Source organism: Streptomyces lydicus, from assembly GCF_000717345.1.
In the GTDB taxonomy this organism is placed as follows: Bacteria; Actinomycetota; Actinomycetes; order Streptomycetales; family Streptomycetaceae; genus Streptomyces; species Streptomyces lydicus.
Genome location: NZ_JNZA01000040.1, coordinates 1 through 20,787, shown reverse-complemented (window position 1 = coordinate 20,787; position 20,787 = coordinate 1). Strand labels below are relative to the sequence as shown.

General features: G+C 70.4%; 20 protein-coding genes. 9 read left to right on the top strand and 11 right to left on the bottom strand.

The genetic code is table 11. The annotated features are described in order from the left end of the window. Positions 1-372: 372 nt before the first annotated feature. Both OO62_RS29910 and OO62_RS29905 read right to left on the bottom strand, forming a co-directional pair. Positions 373-585 carry a DUF4287 domain-containing protein gene (locus OO62_RS29910; protein ID WP_033270772.1) on the bottom strand — a complete coding sequence of 71 codons (213 nt, stop codon included), beginning with the start codon at positions 583-585 and terminating at the stop codon, positions 373-375. Between the two features lie 75 nt (positions 586-660). Further along, positions 661-1,338, bottom strand: a complete 678-nt coding sequence (locus OO62_RS29905; protein ID WP_051733727.1) for a DUF998 domain-containing protein — start codon at positions 1,336-1,338, stop codon at positions 661-663. A gap of 104 nt (positions 1,339-1,442) precedes the next feature. Between OO62_RS29905 and OO62_RS29900 the strand changes: the two genes are divergently transcribed. Further along, complete coding sequence (locus OO62_RS29900) at positions 1,443-2,063, top strand: TetR/AcrR family transcriptional regulator (protein ID WP_033270771.1); 621 nt, start codon at positions 1,443-1,445, stop codon at positions 2,061-2,063. Between the two features lie 54 nt (positions 2,064-2,117). Here the strand turns inward: OO62_RS29900 and OO62_RS29895 are convergent, their stop codons facing one another. Next, entirely contained in the window at positions 2,118-2,561 is a 444-nt protein-coding gene (locus tag OO62_RS29895) for an ATP-binding protein (RefSeq protein ID WP_033270770.1), read from the bottom strand. Positions 2,562-2,711: 150 nt separating this feature from the next. Between OO62_RS29895 and OO62_RS29890 the strand changes: the two genes are divergently transcribed. Both OO62_RS29890 and OO62_RS29885 read left to right on the top strand, forming a co-directional pair. Next, complete coding sequence (locus OO62_RS29890) at positions 2,712-3,554, top strand: helix-turn-helix domain-containing protein (protein WP_033270769.1); 843 nt, start codon at positions 2,712-2,714, stop codon at positions 3,552-3,554. Continuing rightward, positions 3,551-3,799 (top strand): DUF397 domain-containing protein, encoded by a 249-nt coding sequence (locus tag OO62_RS29885; protein ID WP_033270768.1) that lies wholly within the window; start codon positions 3,551-3,553, stop codon positions 3,797-3,799. Before OO62_RS29890 ends, OO62_RS29885 begins: the two co-directional genes overlap by 4 nt. A 10-nt stretch (positions 3,800-3,809) precedes the next feature. Here OO62_RS29885 and OO62_RS29880 read toward each other — a convergent pair whose 3' ends face one another. The 6 genes from OO62_RS29880 to OO62_RS29855 all read right to left on the bottom strand — a co-directional run bounded on the left by OO62_RS29880 (position 3,810) and on the right by OO62_RS29855 (position 9,917). After that, positions 3,810-4,253 carry a DUF6224 family protein gene (locus OO62_RS29880; protein ID WP_033270767.1) on the bottom strand — a complete coding sequence of 148 codons (444 nt, stop codon included), beginning with the start codon at positions 4,251-4,253 and terminating at the stop codon, positions 3,810-3,812. Positions 4,254-4,324: 71 nt separating this feature from the next. Next, the gene (locus OO62_RS29875; RefSeq protein WP_033270766.1) at positions 4,325-5,380 is read right to left on the bottom strand and encodes a LacI family DNA-binding transcriptional regulator; all 1,056 of its coding nucleotides are present in this window, start codon (positions 5,378-5,380) and stop codon (positions 4,325-4,327) included. Further along, positions 5,377-6,825, bottom strand: coding sequence for a glycoside hydrolase family 13 protein (locus OO62_RS29870; protein ID WP_033270765.1), 1,449 nt, complete (start codon positions 6,823-6,825; stop codon positions 5,377-5,379). The genes OO62_RS29875 and OO62_RS29870 overlap by 4 nt, the downstream gene beginning before the upstream one ends. A 1-nt stretch (position 6,826) precedes the next feature. Further along, positions 6,827-7,705 (bottom strand): sugar ABC transporter permease, encoded by an 879-nt coding sequence (locus OO62_RS29865; RefSeq protein WP_051733726.1) that lies wholly within the window; start codon positions 7,703-7,705, stop codon positions 6,827-6,829. Between the two features lie 2 nt (positions 7,706-7,707). Further along, positions 7,708-8,643: a carbohydrate ABC transporter permease gene (locus OO62_RS29860; protein WP_033270764.1), complete on the bottom strand. Its 936-nt coding sequence runs from the start codon at positions 8,641-8,643 to the stop codon at positions 7,708-7,710. Next, positions 8,640-9,917 carry an extracellular solute-binding protein gene (locus tag OO62_RS29855; protein WP_033270763.1) on the bottom strand — a complete coding sequence of 426 codons (1,278 nt, stop codon included), beginning with the start codon at positions 9,915-9,917 and terminating at the stop codon, positions 8,640-8,642. The genes OO62_RS29860 and OO62_RS29855 overlap by 4 nt, the downstream gene beginning before the upstream one ends. 250 nt (positions 9,918-10,167) lie before the next feature. Here OO62_RS29855 and OO62_RS29850 point away from each other — a divergent pair, with 250 nt between their 5' ends. The 3 genes from OO62_RS29850 (at position 10,168) to OO62_RS29840 (ending at position 13,655) form a co-directional block, all read left to right on the top strand. Then, positions 10,168-11,637, top strand: a complete 1,470-nt coding sequence (locus OO62_RS29850; RefSeq protein WP_033270762.1) for an alpha-amylase family glycosyl hydrolase — start codon at positions 10,168-10,170, stop codon at positions 11,635-11,637. A 10-nt stretch (positions 11,638-11,647) separates the two neighbouring features. Then, positions 11,648-12,697 (top strand): LacI family DNA-binding transcriptional regulator, encoded by a 1,050-nt coding sequence (locus OO62_RS29845; protein ID WP_033270761.1) that lies wholly within the window; start codon positions 11,648-11,650, stop codon positions 12,695-12,697. Between the two features lie 118 nt (positions 12,698-12,815). Continuing rightward, positions 12,816-13,655, top strand: a complete 840-nt coding sequence (locus OO62_RS29840; RefSeq protein ID WP_228332419.1) for a phosphatase PAP2 family protein — start codon at positions 12,816-12,818, stop codon at positions 13,653-13,655. Positions 13,656-13,912: 257 nt separating this feature from the next. On the opposite strand, the gene OO62_RS29835 is transcribed toward OO62_RS29840, so the two are convergent. Continuing rightward, positions 13,913-16,936 carry a bifunctional [glutamine synthetase] adenylyltransferase/[glutamine synthetase]-adenylyl-L-tyrosine phosphorylase gene (locus OO62_RS29835; RefSeq protein ID WP_033270760.1) on the bottom strand — a complete coding sequence of 1,008 codons (3,024 nt, stop codon included), beginning with the start codon at positions 16,934-16,936 and terminating at the stop codon, positions 13,913-13,915. 27 nt (positions 16,937-16,963) lie between these two features. Next, the gene (glnA, locus tag OO62_RS29830; protein WP_033270759.1) at positions 16,964-18,325 is read right to left on the bottom strand and encodes a type I glutamate--ammonia ligase; all 1,362 of its coding nucleotides are present in this window, start codon (positions 18,323-18,325) and stop codon (positions 16,964-16,966) included. Between the two features lie 327 nt (positions 18,326-18,652). On the opposite strand from glnA, the gene OO62_RS29825 reads away from it, so the two are divergent. The 3 genes from OO62_RS29825 to OO62_RS29815 are packed head-to-tail and all read left to right on the top strand — an operon-like array spanning position 18,653 to position 20,585. Continuing rightward, positions 18,653-18,979, top strand: a complete 327-nt coding sequence (locus tag OO62_RS29825) for a hypothetical protein (RefSeq protein WP_033270758.1) — start codon at positions 18,653-18,655, stop codon at positions 18,977-18,979. After that, on the top strand, positions 18,976-19,914 hold the full coding sequence (locus OO62_RS29820) for a WXG100 family type VII secretion target (protein ID WP_033270757.1): 939 nt from the start codon (positions 18,976-18,978) through the stop codon (positions 19,912-19,914). The genes OO62_RS29825 and OO62_RS29820 overlap by 4 nt, the downstream gene beginning before the upstream one ends. Before the next feature lie 29 nt (positions 19,915-19,943). Continuing rightward, a complete protein-coding gene (locus OO62_RS29815; RefSeq protein WP_033270756.1) occupies positions 19,944-20,585 on the top strand; it encodes a hypothetical protein in 642 nt (213 codons plus the stop codon). The last annotated feature ends 202 nt before the right edge of the window (positions 20,586-20,787 follow it).

Genomic DNA, 20,787 nt, shown 5'->3' with positions numbered 1-20,787 from the left:
GCTGCCAGTGCGATGGAGGATTCTTGCTGGTGATCGGTGGTGTGCCGGTCGAGTCTGACCAGCAGAACACCGGCGGGCGGCCGGAGCGTGCCCGGTCTGCGAGCCCGGCGAGCCCCTGCTTGGCGAACCGTCCGCGCGCGGCGTGCAGTACCACCTGTGCCCGCACTCGTTGCCGGTACTCGCTCTTGGGGCTCCAGGCCATCTTCTTGAGCCGCCTGCGGTCGGCGGCGGTGAGAGATGTCGGGCAGGCCATGGGCACGGCGGACGGACCAATCGGGAAGGAGGGGACGAGCGCCGGCTGTAAGCGACAGCACCCGGGCCGAGCGTCCGTACCGCGGGGCCCGAAGAGGTCCCGCGGTACGGACGCTCGGGCTACTTGCCGCTGCCTTCGGCGAGGGTGTGGGCGACGAGCGCGTTGGCGTGGCCGTGGCCGAGTCCATGCTCGGTCTTGAGCCAGGTGACGAGTTCCATGTGCTTGGTCAGGGGCGAGGTGCGGATGCGTTCCTTCCACTCCGCGATCGGGCGGCCGTACTTCTTCTCGATCGAGGGGAAGTAGCTGGCGGGACCCTTTACCGGTGCGCTCATGGGCGTTGTCCTACCTGTTCGCTTCGAAGAGTTCATGCTGGTCGTCTTTGTGCCCGGCGGGCCGGGCGGATACCGCTAGGTCTGCGTGGCCGGGAGCGTGGTGGCCAGCCGGGCGGTGATCGCGGTCAGCCACAGGAGGCCGAGGGCGGCTCCGGCGGTGAAGGCCAGCACGGTGGCGGAGGACGCGGCGAACCCCGCAAGGACACCGAGCGGCACCAGGCGGGAGCCCACCGCCCAGCCGCGCTGTCGCCGGGCGGCGAAGTGGCGGGCCAGCATCACAAAGGATGCGCACAGGGCGAGGAAGCCCACCATGGCGCTGAGCATGTGGAGGGCGCCGTGCCAGCTGAGGGAGGCAACCGGGGCCTCAGGGGCGCCGACGGGGAATCCGGCACCCGGGTCGGCGGTGCATACCGCGGCGAGGAGAAACGAGACACCGAACACGCGGATCAGCCGCGGCGCCCAGCGGCCCTCGGTTGTACCGGCCAGCGTGCGGCGGATTCCGGCGGCGCCGGCGATGGCCAGCGAGCCTGTCAGCAGGAAGCTCGCGACCTGGATCCATCCCAGGTCGCCCAGGCTGAGCTGACTGATCGCGTTGCGGGTGAAGTCGAAGCCGTCGCGGGCGAGTCCCTGGACTGCGCCGGCGCCCAGGAACAGCGGACCGGTCGCGATGCCACCGGCCAGCAGGGCCCGCGTCGTGGGCCGCGTCGTCGATACGGAGTCGGCAGTGGCTGAAGCGCCGATGGCCTGAGTCAAGGAATCCCCCGGATAGAACTAGACGGTCTGGTACTCCTGCGAAGTCCGGCGCTAGAGTAGCCACGAAAAAACTAGACTGTCTAGTACTGACGAGAGGGTGGGGCATGACGGCGAGTGAGGAAGGCCGGTCGGCACGCAAGCGCACGGCGATCATGGACGCGGCGACCAAGGCGTTCATGGCCAAGGGCTACGCCGGGACCAGCATGGACGACATCGCGAAGCTCGCCGCGGTCTCCAAGCAGACCGTCTACAAGCACTTCACCGACAAGGAGAAGCTGTTTGCCGAGATCGTCCTTGCCACCACCGACCGAGTCGACGCCATGGTCGACCTGGTAGCCGACATCCCGGCCGACGCCCAGGCCCTCGACGAGAACCTCACCCGCCTGGCCCGCCAGTTCCTGACCGCCCTCACCCAACCCGAAGTACTCCAGCTTCGGCGCCTGATCATCGCCAATGCCGACACGTTCCCCCAGCTCGGCGGCGCCTGGTATGAGCAGGGATTCGAACGCGTCCTGTCCACTCTCGCAACCACCTTCCACCACCTCGCCGACCAGGGACTTCTCCGCATCGCCGACCCCCACCTGGCAGCCAACCACTTTTCCGGCTTGCTGCTCTGGATCCCCGTGAACAAGGCCATGTTCCACGGAAGCCCGCAGCACACACAGGACGAACTCGACCGCTTCGCGGCCGCCGGCGTCAGCGCCTTCCTCGCCGCCTACCGCTGACCTCGGCGACACCCAATCGGGACGCCCCCCCGCAGGACTTCGGGAGCCGACTGCTCAGAGGTCCACTTCAGCGCGCACGATCTTGCCGACCGGGTCGCGGCCGAGCACCGTCCAGCGGGACGCGAGCGCCGCCACGACGAGCAGGCCACGGCCGCTCGTGGCGTCGGGCGGCGGCACCACGAGGCCGGCGGGGGCCGGCGGGAGCGCCTCCGTACGGGTGTCGGCGACCTCGACGCGGAGGATGCCCGGGCGGGCCGAGCCCGGCAGTTTCAGCAGCCGCAGCTCGAAGTCCCGGCCGGGCACGCGCCCGTGGGTCGCGGCGTTGGCGGCCAGTTCGCCGATGATCAGCGCCACGGTATCGGAGACCTCGCCGCCGTACGGGTGGCCCCACACATCGAGCTGCTGGACGGCGAGGTACCGGGCGAGGCGGGCCCCGCGAGGGGTGGCGCTGAAGCGCTGCGTGAACATCCGTACGGTGACGGCTGGTTGGGCTGACATACGGAAAACGGTGCTGGTCAGCAGCCTCGTACACCAGGTACTCGATACGTACTCCGGAAACTGTACGAGCCGGGTACGTGGACGGGCCGAGCCACGACTCGTCACCATGGGTGACGAGTGGGTCCGTACCAGTGATCGGGAGTACCGGGAATGGAAGACGCAAGCACCGACACCTACGACGGCGGCAAGCCCGAGCCCTCCGGCAGTCTGCGGACCTTCGGCGCCGTCTATCAAGGGTTCCGCGAGAACGCCGGCTTCACGCAGGAGGCCCTGGCGCCGGCTATCCGGTACTCGGCGCACTACATCGGCTCCGTCGAGCAGGGCCGACGCCTCCCTTCGAAGACGTTCATCGACCGCTCGGAAGAGACCCTCCACGCGAACGGCGTCCTGCGCAAGGCCGCCAAGCGGCTGTCGAAGCAGCCCGGACTGGCCCGCTGGTTCCGCGAGTGGGCGGAGCTGGAGAAGCAGGCGATCAGCCTCTACACGTACGAATGCCGCCTGGTGCCGGGGCTGTTACAGACGGAGGCGTACGCGCGGACACTGTTCACGGAGCAGATTCCGCATCTGGACGACGGCCAGATCGAAGCGCAATGGACCGCACGTTCCGAGCGACAGCGGCTGCTTCGGGAGCGCCCGAACACCGCGTACCGCTTCATCCTTGAAGAGCATCTTTTCCTTCGCCACACGGGCGGAGTGGAGGTCACGCGTGAACTCATCGGTCACATTCTCGAACTCGCCGAGCTGCGGAACACGCAGGTGCAAGTCATGCCTCTCGTACGGGAGAAGCACGCCGGGCTGGACGGCCCTATGCAGCTGCTGGAGACCCCGGACAACCAGTGGTTCGCCTACTGCGAAGGCCAGCGCGGTGGCCTCTTCATCTCCGACCCGAAAGAGCTGAGCGTCCTCCAAATGCGGTATGTCAAACTGCTTTCCCAGGCTCTCACTCCCGAAGACTCGCGGAGCCTGCTGGAGCAGATGCGAGGAGCGCTATGAGCATCCCCGAACTTGCGTGGTTCAAGAGCAGTTACAGCAGCGGCGGCGACGGCGACTGTGTGGAGGTCGCTCTCTCCTGGCACAAGTCCAGCTACAGCGGCGGCGACGGCGACGACTGCATAGAGATCGCCACCTGCCCCACCACCGTCCACGTCCGGGACTCCAAGGACAAGGACGGACCGCAACTCGCCGTCCCCGCCCCGGCCTGGGCGGCGTTCGTGGCGTACGCCGCCCGGCGGGGCTGACGGCCGGGCGCTACCCCTGCATCGAGAGCAGGACCCGTTCGCGCACCGTGTCGAGGAAGGCGGGCACGTCCTCCATCTTGGTGTCGGTGCACTGGACGATCAGGCCCATCACCTCGCCCGCCGACACCGCGATCACCATGGGCCAGGCACGGGCGATCTCCACCCGCTCCTCCATGTTCCGTACGACGTGGAGGGCCAGGTTGAGTTCGGGGACGTTGCGGGTGTCGCCGAAGCTGAAGCCCTTCTTGATGACCCACATCTCGGGGACGATCAGCCCGTGGACGATGATGTGGGCCATCGCGAACATCGCGCGGGCCGCCTCCACCGCGGAGTTCTCGTCCTCCTCGTCGTAGAGGGCGTCCACCGCGTCCTCGTCCTCCGCGAGGTGCGCCTGAATGAGCGCGACCCCGTGCAGCACTTCTTCCTTCGTGTACGGACGCGGCTCGTCGCTCATCACACACCAGCTTCCGGTCGTGGGCGTTCGTCAAGGCGCGCCCAGTGTGGCAGGTGGCGCGACCCCTGAGGTCATTCCCGGACCGGCCCCGTCGATCCCCGTACCACCAGCTCCGGCTGGAAGATGAACTCGGTGCGCTGCGGCGGGTTTTCACGGCCCTGCGCGCGGTCGTGGATCTCCTCTATCAGTGCGCCGACGGCGGCGGTCGCCATCGCCTGCACCGGCTGGCGCACCGTGGTCAGCGGTGGGTCGGTGAAGGCGATCAGCTGGGAGTCGTCGAACCCGACGACGGAGAGCTGCCCGGGCACGTCCAGGCCCCGGCGGCGGGCCGCGCGGACCGCGCCGAGCGCCATCAGGTCGCTGCCGCAGACGATGCCGGTGCAGCCGTCGTCGAGCAGGGCCGCGGCCGCCGCGTCGCCGCCCTCGACGCTGAACAGGGTGTGCTGGACGAGTCGTTCGGCCTGCCCCCTCGACAGGCCGAACGATTCGCCGAGCGCCGCCACGAAGCCCTCGGCCTTGCGGCGGGAGGGCACGTAGCGGGCCGGGCCGACGGCGAGCCCGATCCGCCGGTGACCCAGTTCGGCCAGGTGGCGCACCGCCATCCGCGCCGCCGCGCCGTCGTCGGGTGAGACGAACGGCGCGTCGATCTGCGGGTTGTAGCCGTTGATCAGGACGAACGGGACGCCACGGGACGACAGGCGGGCGTAGCGGGACGGGTCGGCGCGGGTGTCGGCGTGCAGCCCGGAGAGGAAGACGATGCCGGTGACACCGCGCTCCTCCAGTTGTTCGACGAGTTCGTCCTCGGTGGCGCCGCCCGGCATCTGGGTGCACAGCACCGGGGTGTAGCCGTGGCCGGCCAGCGACTGCTCGATGATCTGGGCGAAGGCCGGGAAGATCGGGTTGGTCAGCTCCGGGATGACCAGCCCGACCAGCCCCGCGCTGCGGCGCCGTAACCGTACGGGACGCTCGTAGCCGAGGACGTCGAGCGCGGCGAGCACCCGCTGCCGGGTGCCCGCCGCCACGCCCGCCTTGCCGTTGAGGACCCGGCTCGCGGTCGCCTCGCTGACCTGCGCCTGGGCGGCGATGTCGGCCAGGCGGGGCGTCGGGTGAGGTTCGGGCAGGGTCACTCCTCCCACCAGGCGGTGGTGTCGGCGGGGAGGGTGAACTCGCCTGCTGTCGCCTCCAGTCGGTCCGACGCAAGCAGCAGCCGGCCCGGGGTGGGGAGGCGGACCGGGGTGCCGGTGGTGTTGACGGTGCAGACGAGGCCGCCGGGGCGGCGGAAGACCAGTACGCCGTCGGGCGCGTCCAGCCACTCGACCGCGTCGCCGGCGCCGAGGCCCGGCTGGACGCGGCGCAGGCGGAGAGCCGTGCGGTAGAGCTCCAGGGTGGAGGCGGGGTCGCCGGTCTGGGCGTCGACGGTGAGCCCGGCCCAGTCGGCGGGCTGCGGCAGGGTGACCTCGGGCAGGCCCAGTTCCTCGCCCTGGTAGAGGTACGCGGAGCCGGGCAGCGCCAGCATCAGCAGGGTGGCGGCGCGGGCCCGGGCGAGACCACCGCCGAGGCGGGTGGTGTGCCGGACGACGTCGTGGTTGGACAGCACCCAGGTCGTGGGGGCGCCGACCGGTCGCATGGCGTCCAGCGAGGAGTCGATCGCCTCCCTCAGGTCCGCCGCGTCCCAGCCGGTGTTCAGGTAGTGGAAGTTGAACGCCTGGTGGAGCTCGTCGGGGCGGACGTAGAGGGCGGTGCGTTCGGCGGTGGGGGTCCAGGCTTCGGCGACCGCGATCCGCTCCCCGTCGAACTCGTCGAGGACGGCGCGCCAGGAACGGTAGATGGCGTGCACCCCGTCCTGGTCGAAGAACGGCAGGGACTGGGTGCCGAGGAGCTTGAGCTGCTCGGCCCGGCCCATGTCGGGCAGGCCCGGGGCCTTGACCAGGCCGTGGGCGACGTCCACCCGGAAGCCGTCCACGCCCAGGTCCAGCCAGAAGCGCAGGATGGAGCGGAACTCGTCCTGGACGGCGGGGTGGTCCCAGTTGAAGTCGGGCTGCTCGGGGGCGAAGAGGTGGAGGTACCACTCGCCGTCGGGAAGCCGGGTCCAGGCGGGGCCGCCGAAGAGGGACTCCCAGTCGTTGGGCGGCTCCTCGCCGTTCTCGCCGCGCCCCTTGCGGAAGTGGAAGCGCTCGCGGGCGGTGGAGCCGGGCCCCTCGGCCCGTGCGCGCAGGAACCATTCGTGCTGGTCGGAGCAGTGGTTGGGGACGAGGTCGACGATGATGCGCAGGCCGAGGCGGTGGGCGTCGGCGATGACGGCCCCGGCGTCGGCGAGGGTGCCGAACATCGGGTCGATGGTGCGGTAGTCGGCGACGTCGTACCCGGCGTCGGCCTGCGGCGAGGCGTAGAAGGGGCTGAGCCAGACGGCGTCCACGCCCAGGTCGCGCAGGTAGGGCAGCCGGCTGCGGATGCCCGCCAGGTCGCCCATGCCGTCGCCGTTGCCGTCGGCGAAGCTGCGCGGGTAGACCTGGTAGATCACCGCATCGCGCCACCAGTCGGTGGCAGGAGTGACGTTGTGCTGTGGAGTCATGTCATCCCTTGGTGGTGCCGGCGGTGAGTCCGGCGACGAGGTGGCGCTGGGCGAAGGCGAAGACGAGCGCGGCCGGTACGGCGATGATCACGGCGGCGGCGGTCATCGAGCCCCAGTCGTTGGTGTACTGGTTGACGAACGTCTGCAGCCCGCCGGCGAGGGTGAGGTTCTCCTCGCCCGTCATGAAGGCGGAGGCGTAGGCGACCTCGGCCCAGGCGGTGACGAAGGTGTAGAAGCCGGTGACGGCGAGGCCGGGGCGGGCCAGCGGGAGGACGAGTCGCCAGAAGGTGCCGAACGGGTTGAGGCCGTCGACCCGGCCGGACTCGTCGATCTCCACCGGGATGGTGTCGAAGTAGCCCTTCATCATCCAGGCGCAGAACGGAACGGCGATCGTCAGGTAGGTGATGACCAGTCCCGCGGGCTGGTTGAGCAGGCCGAGGCTCGCCAGCAGGTTGTAGAGCGGCACGATCAGCACCGCGACCGGGAACATCTGGGTGATCAGCAGCAGCCACATCAGCGGACGCATGCCGGGGAAGCGGAAGCGGCTGACGGCGTAGCCGGTGGTCGCGGCGATGAAGACGCCGAGGACGGTGGTCAGGCCGACGACGACGACGGAGTTCTTGAACCAGGTGAGGAACTCGGTGTCGGCCAGGACGTGGGTGTAGTTGGCGAAGGTGAAGTGGGTGACGACGCCGGTCGAGAAGGCGTCGTTCCTGGGCTTGAACGACGTGATCAGCAGCCAGAGGGGCGGGAACACGGCCACCACGGCGGCGATGATCAGCGCCACGTGCAGGCCCACCGAGGCCGGGCGGGAACGCTGGTTGCGCTTCCGGGTCCCGGCGGGGGCCGGCCGCACGCGGCCGTTGTGCTTGCGGGTCATGGTCACCACACCTCTCCCTGCTTGCGCAGCGCCCGGCGGTAGACGACCGCGACGACCGAGAGCAGGACCAGGATCAGTACGCCCCAGGCCGCGGACTCGGAGAAGTTGCGGGGGCTGTCGACGAAGGAGAGCCGGTAGGCGTAGGTCACGAGGATCTCGGTGGCGTCGCCGGGGCCGCCCCGGGTCAGCAGGAAGATCACCGGGAACATGTTGAAGGTCCAGATGGTGGAGAGCAGGATGACGGTGCTGCTGACGGCCCGCAGCCCCGGCATGGTGATGTTGCGGAAGCGCTGCCAGGGGCCGGCGCCGTCCATCTCGGCGGCCTCGTACAGCTCGCCCGGTATGGAGGTCAGGCCGCCGAGCAGGGCGACGAGCATGAAGGGCACGCCCAGCCAGACGTTGACGGCGATGACCGAGAGCTTGGCCCAGGTCGGGTCGTTGAGCCAGGGGACGGCGTCGATGCCGCCGCCCGCGAGCAGCTTGTTGAGGATGCCGTTCTTCTCGTTGTAGAGCATCCGCCAGGTGAAGACGGAGATGAACGCGGGGATCGCCCAGGGCAGGATCAGCGCGAGCCGGTAGAAGGTGCGGCCGCGCAGCGTGCGGTTGAGCATGTTCGCGAGCGTGAGGCCGATCAGGAAGGTGAGGCCGACGCAGCCCACGGTCCAGACGACGGTCCAGCCGAGGCGGTCCCAGAAGACGCCGTCGGTGAGCACCGCCTTGTAGTTGTCGAGGCCGGTGAACTTGTAGGTGGCGGGGAGGTGGTTGACGCCGATGTTCCGCTCGACGTTGGCCTCGTTGGCGTCGGTGAGGGAGAGGAAGACGCCGCGCACCAGCGGGTAGCCGATGATCACCCCGATGACGAGTACCACCGGGGCGACCATCGTCCACGCGTACCAGTGGGTGCCGAGCGCCCGGCGTACCCGTACAGCGAGGGTCACTTGTAGTCCTTGAGCAGCTTCCGGTAGGCGTCGCCGGTCGCCTTGGCGGCCTGCTCGGGCGTGGCGGAGCCGGTGAGCACCTTGTTCATCTGGACCTTGATGGGCTCGAAGAGGGAGTTGCCCTCGGCGATCCAGGGACGCTGCACGGCGCCGTCGACGGCGGGCTTGAAGAACTTGACCATTTCGTTCTTCTTGACGGCCGGTACGTCGTATACGGACTTGCGGGTGGGCAGCAGGCTGAGCTTCTCGGTGGTCTGCTGCTGGACAGAGGCCGAGCTCATGTACTTCACGAAGGCGTAAGCGGCCTGCAAGTTCTTGCTGCCGGCGTAGACGGAGAGGTTCCAGCCGCCCTGCGGGGAGCCCTGGGCGCTGCTGCCGCCGGGGACCGGGGCGACGCCGAGGTTCTCCTTGTCCTTGAATGCCTTGCCGGCGCGGGCGCCCTCGATGTCCCAGGGGCCGTCGATCGCCATCGCGACGGTGCCGTCCTTGAGGGCCTTGAGCTGGTTCTCCTGGCCGTCGGTGGCGTCGGTGACCGCGGCCTTGGAGTCCACCAGGTCCTTGATGGTCTTGAACGCCTTGACGCCGGCGCCGTCGTCGATCTCGATGACCTTGTCGCGGGCGTTGACCATGTCGCCGCCCTCGCCGTAGAGGTAGGGGAGGAACCAGTAGGGGTCGTCACCGCGGAGGTAGAGGGCGGTGGCGCCGGTCTTGGCCTTGATCTTCTTGGCGGCGGTGGCCAGCTCGGTGAAGGTCTTGGGCACCTCCACCCCGGCGTCCTTGAGGATCTTCTTGTTGTAGAAGAGGCCGAGGGTGTCGATGACCTGGGGTGCGGCGTAGGTCTTGCCCTTGAACTGGGTGGAGCCGACGGCCTGCGGGAGGTAGTCGTCGGGCTTGTCGAGGGCAGGGGTGCCGTCGAGCGGGGCGAGGTAGCCGAGGTTGGCGAAGTCGGCGGTCCAGGCGACCTCGGTGCGCATCACGTCGGGAGCGCCGGAGTTGCCGCCGGCCGCGTTCTTGAACTTGGCGTTGGCGTCGCCGAACGGGACGTTCACGTACTGGACGTGGACCTTCGGGTGCTCCTTCTGGAAACCCTCGGCAAGCTTGCGGTAGGTGGCCTTCTCGGCGTCGTTGGAGGTGTCCCAGAAGGTAACGGTTCCGGCCAGTTCTCCCCCGGCGTTGCCGTTGCCGTCGTCACCCCCGCTGCCGCACGCCGATGCCGTGAGTGCCAGGCCCGCTACCAGCGCGGTGACCGTTACGCCCCGTATGCCACGCCGCATGTGAACTCCTTAGGGAAATGCCTCAGATGGCGGTCAGGAACGTAACAGCGCTGCAAACAAACCGAAAGACCTTGCGGCAATTTGCTGCAAGATTGCTGGAAGGTATTGCAGCGAAATGGCCGGAACGGGACCCTGGACACGCTTGCGGCGGCGTCACCCCGCGCTCGCCCGGACGTTGAGTCCGTGAAGGCGCACCCCATGCCTTGTGGCCCGCCTCTTACGGCTTCTTGACCTCAGACAGGGACGGCAGATGACCCAGGAGCTCACTTCCCCCAGCCCCGCCCCCCAGGCCCCCGGACCGGGCCGAGGTCCGGGGTGGTGGCGCGACGCCGTCATCTACCAGGTGTACGTCCGCTCCTTCGCGGACAGCGACGGCGACGGCGTCGGCGATCTGCGCGGTGCCCGCGAGCGGCTGCCGTACCTCAGGGACCTGGGCGTGGACGCCGTCTGGCTCACCCCGTTCTACGCCTCGCCGCAGGCCGACGGCGGCTACGACGTCGCCGACTACCGCGCCGTCGACCCGCTCTTCGGCAACCTCCAGGACGCCGACGACCTCATCCGCACCGCCCATGACCTGGACCTGCGGGTGATCGTCGACATCGTGCCCAACCACACCTCCGACCGGCACCCGTGGTTCCGGGACCCCGAACTCGCCCGGCAGCGCTACGTCTTCCGCCCCGGCAAGGGCGAGGACGGCGAGCTGCCGCCCAACGACTGGGAGTCGGTCTTCGGCGGCCCCGCCTGGACGCGCACCGACCGCGGCGACTGGTACCTCCACCTCTTCGCACCCGAGCAGCCCGACCTGGACTGGGACAACCCGGACGTGCACGCCGAATTCGAGGCCGTCATGCGCTTCTGGCTCGACCTGGGCGTGGACGGCTTCCGGGTGGACGTCGCCCACGGCATGGTCAAGGCGTCCGGCCTGCCGGACATCGGCCACGGCCAGCAGGCCAAACTGATCGGCAACCAGGTGCTGCCGTTCTTCGACCAGGACGGGGTGCACGCCATCCACCGCACCTGGCGCCGGCTGCTGGACGGCTACGGCGACACCCACGGCCGGCAGGTGATCGGCGTCGCCGAGGCATGGGCCCCCACCGCCGAGCGCCTGGCCCTCTACGTACGCCCCGACGAACTCCACCAGGCGTTCAACTTCCGCGCCGCCACCCTGCTGATGCTGGCGCTGCCCGGCTCCGCGTACCTCTACCAGGGCGAGGAACTGGGCCTGCCCGAGGTCACCGACCTGCCCGACGACGTCCGCCAGGACCCGGCGTTCTTCCGCGGCAGCCGGGCCGGCGGCCAGGACGGCTTCCGGGACGGCTGCCGGGTGCCGCTCCCCTGGACCGGCGAGGCACCGCCGTACGGCTTCGGCGCCGGCGGCAGCTGGCTGCCGCAGCCCGCCGACTGGGCCCCGCTCACCGTCGACGCCCAGACCGACGACCCCGACTCCACCCTGGAGCTCTACCGCACCGCACTCGGCCTGCGGCGCCGGCTGCCGGGCCTGGGCGACGGCGGGATGAGCTGGCAGCCGGCCCCCGACGGCGTGCTGGCCTTCACCCGCCCCGGGCTGCTGTGCACCGTCAACACCCTCCCCCACGACGTCGAGCTCCCGTCGCCCGGAACGCCGCTGCTCTCCTCCGCCCCGGTGACCGTCAACGGCTCGGTGGCCGTGCTGCCGGGTGACAGTTGCATCTGGTGGGCAATCCCGACAGCCGGACGGTAAGGTCCCACCCATGACCGCCCGGCTGGCCGACATCGCAGCGCAGGCGGGTGTCAGCGAGGCCACCGTCAGCCGGGTTCTCAACGGGAAACCCGGCGTCTCCGCGACCACCCGCCAGTCCGTGCTGGCCGCCCTCGACGTGCTGGGCTACGAGCGGCCGGTGCGGCTGCGGCAGCGCAGCGCGGGCCTGGTCGGCCTGATCACCCCGGAGCTGGAGAACCCGATCTTCCCGGCGTTCGCCCAGGTCATCGGCCAGGCGCTGACCCGCCAGGGCTACACCCCGGTCCTCGCGACGCAGACCCCGGGCGGTTCCACCGAGGACGAGCTGACCGAGATGCTGGTCGACCGCGGGGTGGCCGGCATCATCTTCGTCTCCGGACTGCACGCCGACACCTCCGCCGACATGCAGCGCTACGAGCAGCTGCGCGGCCAGGGCGTGCCGTTCGTGCTCATCAACGGCTTCTCCGACAAGGTGCAGGCGCCGTTCGTCTCGCCCGACGACCGGGCCGCGGTGGACCTGGCCGTCACCCACCTCAGCGCCCTCGGCCACCGGAAGATCGGCCTGGCGCTCGGGCCCAAGCGGTTCGTGCCCGTCCAGCGCAAGATCGAGGGCTTCGTACGCGCCATGCAGGAGCGGCTGGACATCGGCCCGGCCGAGGCGGAGCCGTACATCCAGCACTCCCTGTACACCCTGGAGGGCGGGCAGGCGGCGGCGGGCGCGCTCATCGAGCGGGGCGCCACCGCCGTCGTGTGCGCCAGCGACATGATGGCGCTCGGCGCGATCCGGGCGGCCCGGCAGCGGGGGCTGGAGGTGCCGCGCGACATCTCCGTCGTCGGCTTCGACGACTCCCCGCTCATCGCCTTCACCGACCCGCCGCTGACCACGATCCGGCAGCCGGTCACGGCCATGGGGCAGGCGGCGGTGCGCGCGCTGCTGGAGGAGGTCGGCGGTACGCCGGCGCCGCACAGCGAGTTCGTCTTCCACCCCGAGCTGGTGGTGCGCGGCTCGACCGCCTCGGTGCCGAAGACGGCCCGGATCCCCCGGCCGCTGCGGGCCACCTGAGGGTTACGACCCGGAGAACGGCGGGGGTCCGGCGTCCGTCTCAGGACCGAGACAAAGGATCGAATATTCGACCGGAGGATGATCGGCAACTCGCCCCTTTCTGGCAGACTGTCTGCCTATGGGTGATGCGAATACGAGGATTCTGGACGGCCTTCCGACCACCCCGCCACCCAAGGGGGAGCACGCGGAACGCCCGACGGAAGAGGGTCGGCTGATCCGTCTGCGTTCTCCTCGCACGCCCCGGCTCTGGTTCGAGATCCTGCTGATCGCGGTCAGCTACTGGACGTACTCGATGATCCGCAACGCGGTGCCGGAGCAGAAGATGAAGGCGCTGCGGAACGCCGACTGGATCTGGCAGGCGGAACACTCGCTGGGCATCGCCGTCGAGCACACCGTCAACCACGCGGTGAACTCCGTGACGTGGCTGATCGTGTCGATGAACTACTACTACGCGACGCTGCACTTCATCGTCACCATCGGGGTGCTGGTCTGGCTCTACCGCTGGCACCCGGGCCGCTACGCCGCGGCGCGGCTGGCCCTGTTCGCCACCACCGGCGTCGCCCTGATCGGCTATTACTTCTACCCGCTGGCACCGCCCCGGCTGATGCCGGACGGCGGCTTCATCGACACTCTCGTCGACCACGGCACCTGGGGGTCGATGGCGTCCGGCAACCTCGCCTCGATGTCCAACCAGTACGCGGCGATGCCGTCGATGCACATCGGCTGGTCGCTGTGGTGCGGCATCACCATCGCCCTGCTGGCCCGCCCGTTGTGGTGCCGCGTCCTCGGCCTGCTCTACCCGACGACGACCCTGCTGGTCATCGTCTCCACCGCGAACCACTTCTGGCTGGACGCGGTGGGCGGAGTCCTCTGCCTCGGCTTCGGATTCAGCCTCGCCTGCGTCTGGTACGGGTCCTTGCCTCATCGCTTGGCCCGCGTTGCCCCTGCCGTGGCTTGAGCTTCCCACGTTTTTGTCTGCGGCGCCGTGGTGGTTGCTCGCCGTTGTGCTTTGCGGCGCCGCCGCACGTTGTCGGCTTTCCCGCCGTGGGTCTTGCTCGCCGTGGCGCCTGCGGCGGGCCGGGTTGTTGTTGGGTGCGGTGCCGGCCCTCCAGACTTCGTCCTCCGGTCCAGCCCCTCCCGTTGGGGAGAAGTTGAAGGCCGGTGGGGGCGAGCGCCCGCCCCCACCGGCCTTTACGGACCACGACGTGGGAAGCCCTACGCTCCGTAAAACCGTTCCTCCACGACCCCGCGAGCCCGGCGGGTGATGCGGCGGTAGTCGTCGATCATGTCGCCGACGTGGCCCTCCTCGTAGCCGAGGTAGCGGCCCACCGCGGCCAGTTCGCGGCCGTCGGTGGGGAACGTGTCGCCGGGGCGGCCGCGCACGATCATCACCGCGTTGCGGACGCGCGCCGCCAGCACCCACGCCTCGTCCAGTATCTGCGCCTCTTCCGTGCCGATCAGCTCGGCGGCGTGGGCCGCGGCCAGCGCCTCGCGGGTGCGGGTGGTGCGCAGTCCGGGGATCTCCCAGCCGTGCTGCATCTGGAGCAGCTGCACCGTCCACTCGACGTCGCTCAGGCCCCCGCGGCCGAGCTTGGCGTGAGTGGTGGGGTCGGCGCCGCGGGGCAGCCGCTCGGACTCCATGCGGGCCTTGAGCCTGCGGATCTCGCGGACCGCTTCGTCGCCCAGCCCCTCGGCCGGGTAACGCAGCGGGTCGACCAGCTCGATGAACCGGCGGCCCAGCTCCTCGTCGCCGGCGACCGGTTCGGCGCGCAGCAGGGCCTGCGCCTCCCAGACCAGCGACCAGCGCCGGTAGTAGGCGGCGTACGAGGCGAGGGTGCGCACCAGCGGTCCTGACCTGCCCTCCGGGCGCAGATCCGCGTCGATGATCAGCGGCGGGTCGGAGGAGGGGAGTTCGAGCAGCCGGCGCATCTCGTTGGCGACGGCGTGGGCGGCCTTGGCGGCCTCCTGCTCGTCGGCGCCCTCGCGCGGTTCGTGGACGAAGAGGACGTCGGCGTCCGAGCCGTAGCCGAGTTCGTCGCCGCCGAAGCGGCCCACGCCGATCACCGCGAAGCGGGTGGGCAGGGTGTCGCCCCACTGCTCGCGGACCGCGGCACGCAGCGCGCCGGCCAGGGTCGCGGCGTTGAGGTCGGAGAGCGCGGAGCCCACCTGGTCGACGGAGCGGCCGTGGTCGGTTTCGGCGGGGCTGAACTCCGTGCCGTACGCGCCGATCACGTCCGCCGCGGCGGTCCGGAACAGCTCCCGGCGGCGCACCCCGCGGGCCGCCGTCACCGCGGCCTCGGCGCCGTCCGCCCGGCCGACCGCGGCCAGCACCTCCTGCTCCAGGGCGGCCCGGGAGCGCGGTTGGAGGCCGTCGGGCGCGCCGAGCAGGGCGACCGCCTCGGGGGCGCGCAGCAGCAGGTCGGGGGCGAGGCGGCCGGCCGACAGCACGCGTGCGAGGTTCTCGGCGGCCGCGCCCTCGTCACGCAGCAGCCGCAGGTACCAGGGGGTCTTGCCGAGGGCGTCGGAGACCTTGCGGAAGTTGAGCAGTCCGGCGTCCGGGTCGGCGGAGTCGGCGAACCAGGCGAGCAGCACCGGCAGCAGGGTCCGCTGGATGGCGGCCTTGCGGGTCACGCCGGAGGCCAGCGCCTCCAGGTGGCGCAGCGCGGCGACCGGGTCGGCGTAGCCGAGCGCTTCGAGGCGGTGCCCCGCGGCCTTGGCGGAGAGCCGGGCCTCGCCGGGTTCCAGGTGGGCGACGGCGTCGAGCAGGGGGCGGTAGAAGAGCTTCTCGTGCAGGCGGCGCACTTCTCTGGCGTGCCACTTCCACTCCTTGCGGAGGGTGTCGACCGGTTCGGTGCGCAGCCCCAACGACCGTGCCAGGCGCCGGAGTTCGGACTCCTCCTCGGGCATCAGGTGGGTGCGGCGGAGGCGGATGAGCTGGATGCGGTGTTCCAGCGTCCGCAGGAAGCGGTAGGCGGCGTCCAGGGCGGCGGCGTCCTGGCGTCCGACGTAGCCGCCGGCCGCCAGCGCGGCGAGGGCGTCCAGGGTGGTGGCGCTGCGCAGCGTGGCGTCGCTGCGACCGTGCACCAACTGCAGCAGCTGGACGGCGAATTCGACGTCGCGCAGTCCGCCGGGGCCGAGCTTGAGCTCCCGCTCGACCTGGGCGGCGGGGATGTTCTCGACGACGCGGCGGCGCATCTGGCGCACGTCGGCGACGAAGTTCTCCCGTTCGGCGGCCTCCCACACCATGGGCGCCAGCGCGTCGACGTACTCCTGGCCCAGGCCCAGGTCGCCGGCCATCGGGCGGGCCTTGAGCAGTGCTTGGAACTCCCAGGTCTTGGCCCAGCGCTGGTAGTAGGCGAGGTGGCTGCTGAGGGTGCGCACCAGGGGGCCGTTGCGGCCCTCGGGGCGCAGGTTGGCGTCCACCGGCCAGATGGTGCCCTCGGGGGTGTTGTCCGAGCACAGCCGCATCATGCGGGCGGCGATCCGGGTCGCGGCCTGCAGCGCCTTGGCCTCGTCGACGCCTTCCTTGGCCTCGGCGACGAAGATGACGTCGACGTCGGAGACGTAGTTGAGTTCCCGGCCGCCGCACTTGCCCATGCCGATGACGGCCAGCCGGGACACCGCGGCGTCGCCGGGCGCTTCCTCGTAGGAGATCTCCAGGGCGGCGCGGACGGTGGCGGTGGCGAGGTCGGCGAGTTCGGCGGCCACCTCGGCGACATCGGTCGTGCCGCACACGTCGCGGGCCGCGATGCCCAGCAGGGCGCGGCGGTAGGCGGCGCGCAGGGCGTCCGCCCGCGGTCTGGTGGCGCCCTCCTCGCCCCAGATGCCCTCGGCGAGCGCCTGCTCGAACTCGGGGGTGGTGGGGTGCAGGTCCACCGACTCGTAGGTGACCAGCGACTGCCAGTCCTCCGGGTGGCGGGCGAGGTGGTCGGCGAGCGCCTCGGACGCGCCGAGCACCCCCAGCAGCCGGTCCCGCAGCGGCTTGGCCGCGACGACGGTGGCGAGCAGCGTCTGCCGTCCGTCCGGCGGCAGCGCCTCCACCAGCCGGACCAGGCCCCGCAGTGCGAGGTCGGGATCCGCGGTCCCCCCGAGCGCTTCGAGCAGCGCCGAGTCGTCGCGTACGGGGGCGAGTTCGGGGGTGTCGAGCAGCTCCCCGGCCGCCGAGGGGTCGGTGAAACCGTGCCTCAGCAGCCGGGTGAAGGTGCTGCTCCGCCGTCCCTGCGGAGCGGGTAGTGCCATGGTCCAGCCTCTCGGTGGCGCGGTGGCTCAGAGCACGGGCAGCATCTTGCGCAGCTCGAAGGCGGTGACCTCGGAGCGGTACTCCTCCCACTCCTGCTTCTTGTTGCGCAGGAAGAAGTCGAAGACGTGCTCGCCGAGCGTCTCGGCGACCAGTTCGCTGCGCTCCATCAGCTCGATGGCCTCGCCGAGGTTCTGCGGCAGCGGCTCGATGCCCATCGCCCGGCGCTCGGAGTCGGACAGCGCCCAGACGTCGTCGTCGGCGCCGGCCGGGAGCTCGTAGCCCTCCTCGATGCCCTTGAGGCCGGCGGCGAGCAGGACGGCGTAGGTGAGGTAGGGGTTGGCACCGGAGTCGATCGAGCGGACCTCGACCCGGGTCGAGCCCATCTTGCCGGGCTTGTACATCGGGACGCGGATCAGCGCGGAGCGGTTGTTGTGGCCCCAGCAGATGTACGAGGGGGCTTCGCCGCCGGCGCCCGCGGTGCGGTTGGCGCCGCCCCAGATGCGCTTGTAGGAGTTGACCCACTGGTTGGTGACGGCGGAGATCTCGCCGGCGTGCTTGAGCAGGCCGGCGATGAACGAGCGCCCCACCTTGGAGAGTTGGTACTCCGAGCCGGACTCGTGGAAGGCGTTGCGGTCACCCTCGAAGAGGGACAGGTGGGTGTGCATGCCGGAGCCGGGGTACTCCGAGAACGGCTTGGGCATGAAGGTCGCCTGGACGCCCTGCTCCAGTGCCACCTGCTTCATGACCAGCCGGAACGTCATGATGTTGTCGGCGGTCGAGAGGGCGTCGGCGTAGCGCAGGTCGATCTCCTGCTGGCCGGGGGCGCCCTCGTGGTGGCTGAACTCCACCGAGATGCCCATCGACTCCAGCATCGTGATGGCCTGGCGGCGGAAGTCCATGCCGACGTTCTGCGGGGTGTGGTCGAAGTACCCGGAGGAGTCGCCGGGGGTCGGCCGCTGGCCGTCCACGGGCTTGTCCTTGAGCAGGAAGAACTCGATCTCGGGGTGGGTGTAGAAGGTGAACCCGAGGTCGGAGGTCTTGGCCAGGATCCGCTTGAGGACGTAGCGCGGGTCGGCGTAGGAGGGGGAGCCGTCCGGCATCAGGATGTCGCAGAACATCCGGGCGGTGCCGGGGGCCTCGGCGCGCCAGGGCAGGATCTGGAAGGTGCCGGGGTCCGGCTTGGCGATCATGTCGGATTCGTACACCCGGGCGAATCCTTCGATGGCCGAGCCGTCGAAGCCGATGCCCTCGTCGAATGCCTGCTCCAGCTCGGCGGGCGCCACCGCCACCGACTTCAGGAACCCGAGCACGTCGGTGAACCACAGCCGTACGAAGCGGATGTCGCGCTCCTCGAGCGTACGGAGCACAAACTCCTGCTGCTTGTCCATGGGTCACCAATCCTTGCAGGTCAATCGGCCTGTCCGACGCACGTGGATCGACGTGCGCGGCTCACCAGTATCACGTGAGGGGGTTACCGTCACATTACGCACCCTTGGCCTGAATCAGAACCGCTGTCCCGTAACCCTCACCCCTGATCCTTCCCACGTCCGCCCCGCTCAGCGCGGCGGGCGGCCGGAATCGGGGCCGCTTGGCCCACTCTTGATGCGGCCCTGAGGGCCCGTTGACCCGGTGTTGAAGGGTCCGTGCCTTGCCGTTCCTAGGGTGGTTCCGGTCGGTGTACGGCCGACGACGGCGGGGAGACGGGGAGAACGGGAATGGGAGCGGGATTCCAGACCAACCCGGACGCGATGTTCAGCTACGCGTCCGGTACGGAACGGCTGCGGGAAGAGGTGCCCCGCATCGCGCGGGCGCTGGAGCACGTGGAGATACCGTCGGGCGCCTTCGGCAAGCTGCCGGAGTCCGACGAGCTGCACTCCTCGTACAACGAGCACGCCACCGCGGCGCAGCAGAACATCCACGACATCGCCGAGCTGCTCCAGGGGGCGGCGGAGGCCCTGCGCGCCATGGCGGGCAGCTACGTCGCCAACGAGTACGCCACCCAGGAAGGGTTCGGCGGGGGCGGCGGGAGCATGTCCGTATGAGCGTCACGGATGCCTACGCGTGGGTGAACAAGGAGATCGAGAAGCTCCCCGACGTCGAGCAGATCCACAGCAACGAGGAGCACGGCATCGACGCCGGGCTCGACGACGCGATCCGGTGGTTCCTCGACAAGATCGGGCTGATGGACTCGCTCGAAAAGGTCACCGGCATGCCGACGCAGCTGACGCAGGCCGCCCAGGAGTGGAAGGCGCAGGGCGAGGCGCTGCACAAGGTGGCCGAGGGGCTGCGGGCGGCGGCGCGGGGCCTGCCGGAGCAGTGGGAGGGTGACGCCTCCGCGGGGTTCGGCCGCGGTATGGGCAAGATCGTCGACGCGATCGACGACACCGGCAAGGACATGGGCGAGACGGCCAAGATCCTCAGCCAGGCCGCCGCCGAGTGCAAGTTCGCCGAGGACGCCATCGTCGCGATCATCCGCGAGGCGATCGAGTGGGCGGCGATGACGCTGGCCGCGATGGTGATCACCGACATTCTCACCCTGGGCCTGGCCACCGTCGTGGACGGGCTGGTGGCGGAGGCCGAGGTCGCGGTCTTCATCGGCCGGGTGGAGAAGGTTTCCACGGGGCTGGCCAAGACGCTGCGGGACCTGATGAAGGCCGTCAAGGAGTTCAAGAGCGGCGCGAAGTCCTTCAACGAGGCGCGGAAGGTCGCGGGCGCGCTGCGCAAGCTGGGCGGTCCCACCGGCATGCGCGGCCAGAGCATGCGGGACTGGATGGCCCATCACGTCGTCACCGGCCAGATCGCCGGCCACGGCTCGAAGCCCCTGATCGGCGCGGCCACCGGCCTGACCGGCGACTTCAAGACCCCGGCCGAGGACGCGATCAAGCACTTCGGCAAGGAGGCACTGGACGACGAGGGCCCGAAGGAACCCGCGCCGTACCGCGTGCCCAAGGGCAGTATCGAGGACACCTTCGGCTGAGCGCCGAGCGGACAGGAGAGACGGAACCGATGCACCCCTCCCCCGTCGTCCCGGAACAGGACGCGTGGCTCGTCACCCACTCCGCGGGCTTGCTGCGCCCCGGGGAGGTGGTGCGCGGGGCGCTCTGCGTACGGCTCGACCCGCTGGCCCCGGACACGCCGCCCGAGCGGTACCGCAGGCCGAAGCCGGCGGCGGACGGGGACCGGTTCGAGGGGTGGGGCAAGCTCCTGCTTCCGGTGGCGGCGGTCATGTACGTCGTCTCCGCTCCCGCGCGCCTGCTGGAGCGGGGCGCGCACCACACCTGGCGCGGTATCCGCCGGCTCTTCCGGGGGCCCGTCTGGGACGGCGGCTGGGACAGTGCGGCGGGCTGGTTCGTCATCACCACCCGCGCGGGCGCCGGCGACGTCGCGGGCCACCGCAACGAACAGCTCGCGCTGGTCTTCACCGACCAGCGGCTGCTGCTGCTGAGCAGGCCCGGACAGCCGGAGCGGGAGGCGGCGCAGCTGCTGGGCGAGGTGCCGGCCGGCCGCTTCGCCCGGCGCCGGACCCCGCCCCCGGCCCGGCACCCCCGCCGGGCGGACATCGCCTTCCCCGACGGCTCCTGGCTCGCCCTGGAACCCGACGACCGCCGGCAGGGCCCCCTGCTCAGGGAGCTGCTGCCGCCGGCTTAGGGAGGGTCGCGCGGCAGGAGCGTCCTCCGCGTCGCCTGACCCCGCAGGTCGCGCGGCAGCGTGCGCGTCGGCAGGGAGCCGGGGGCGGCCGGTGGTGTGCGGTGGGCTAGGGGCTGTCGTTTGGATCAGGCCGGATCAGGGAGCGGGGTCTGGTGCCGTGCATCGCAAGGCGGAGGAGGGAGTCAGGGCGGAGCCCTGGCGA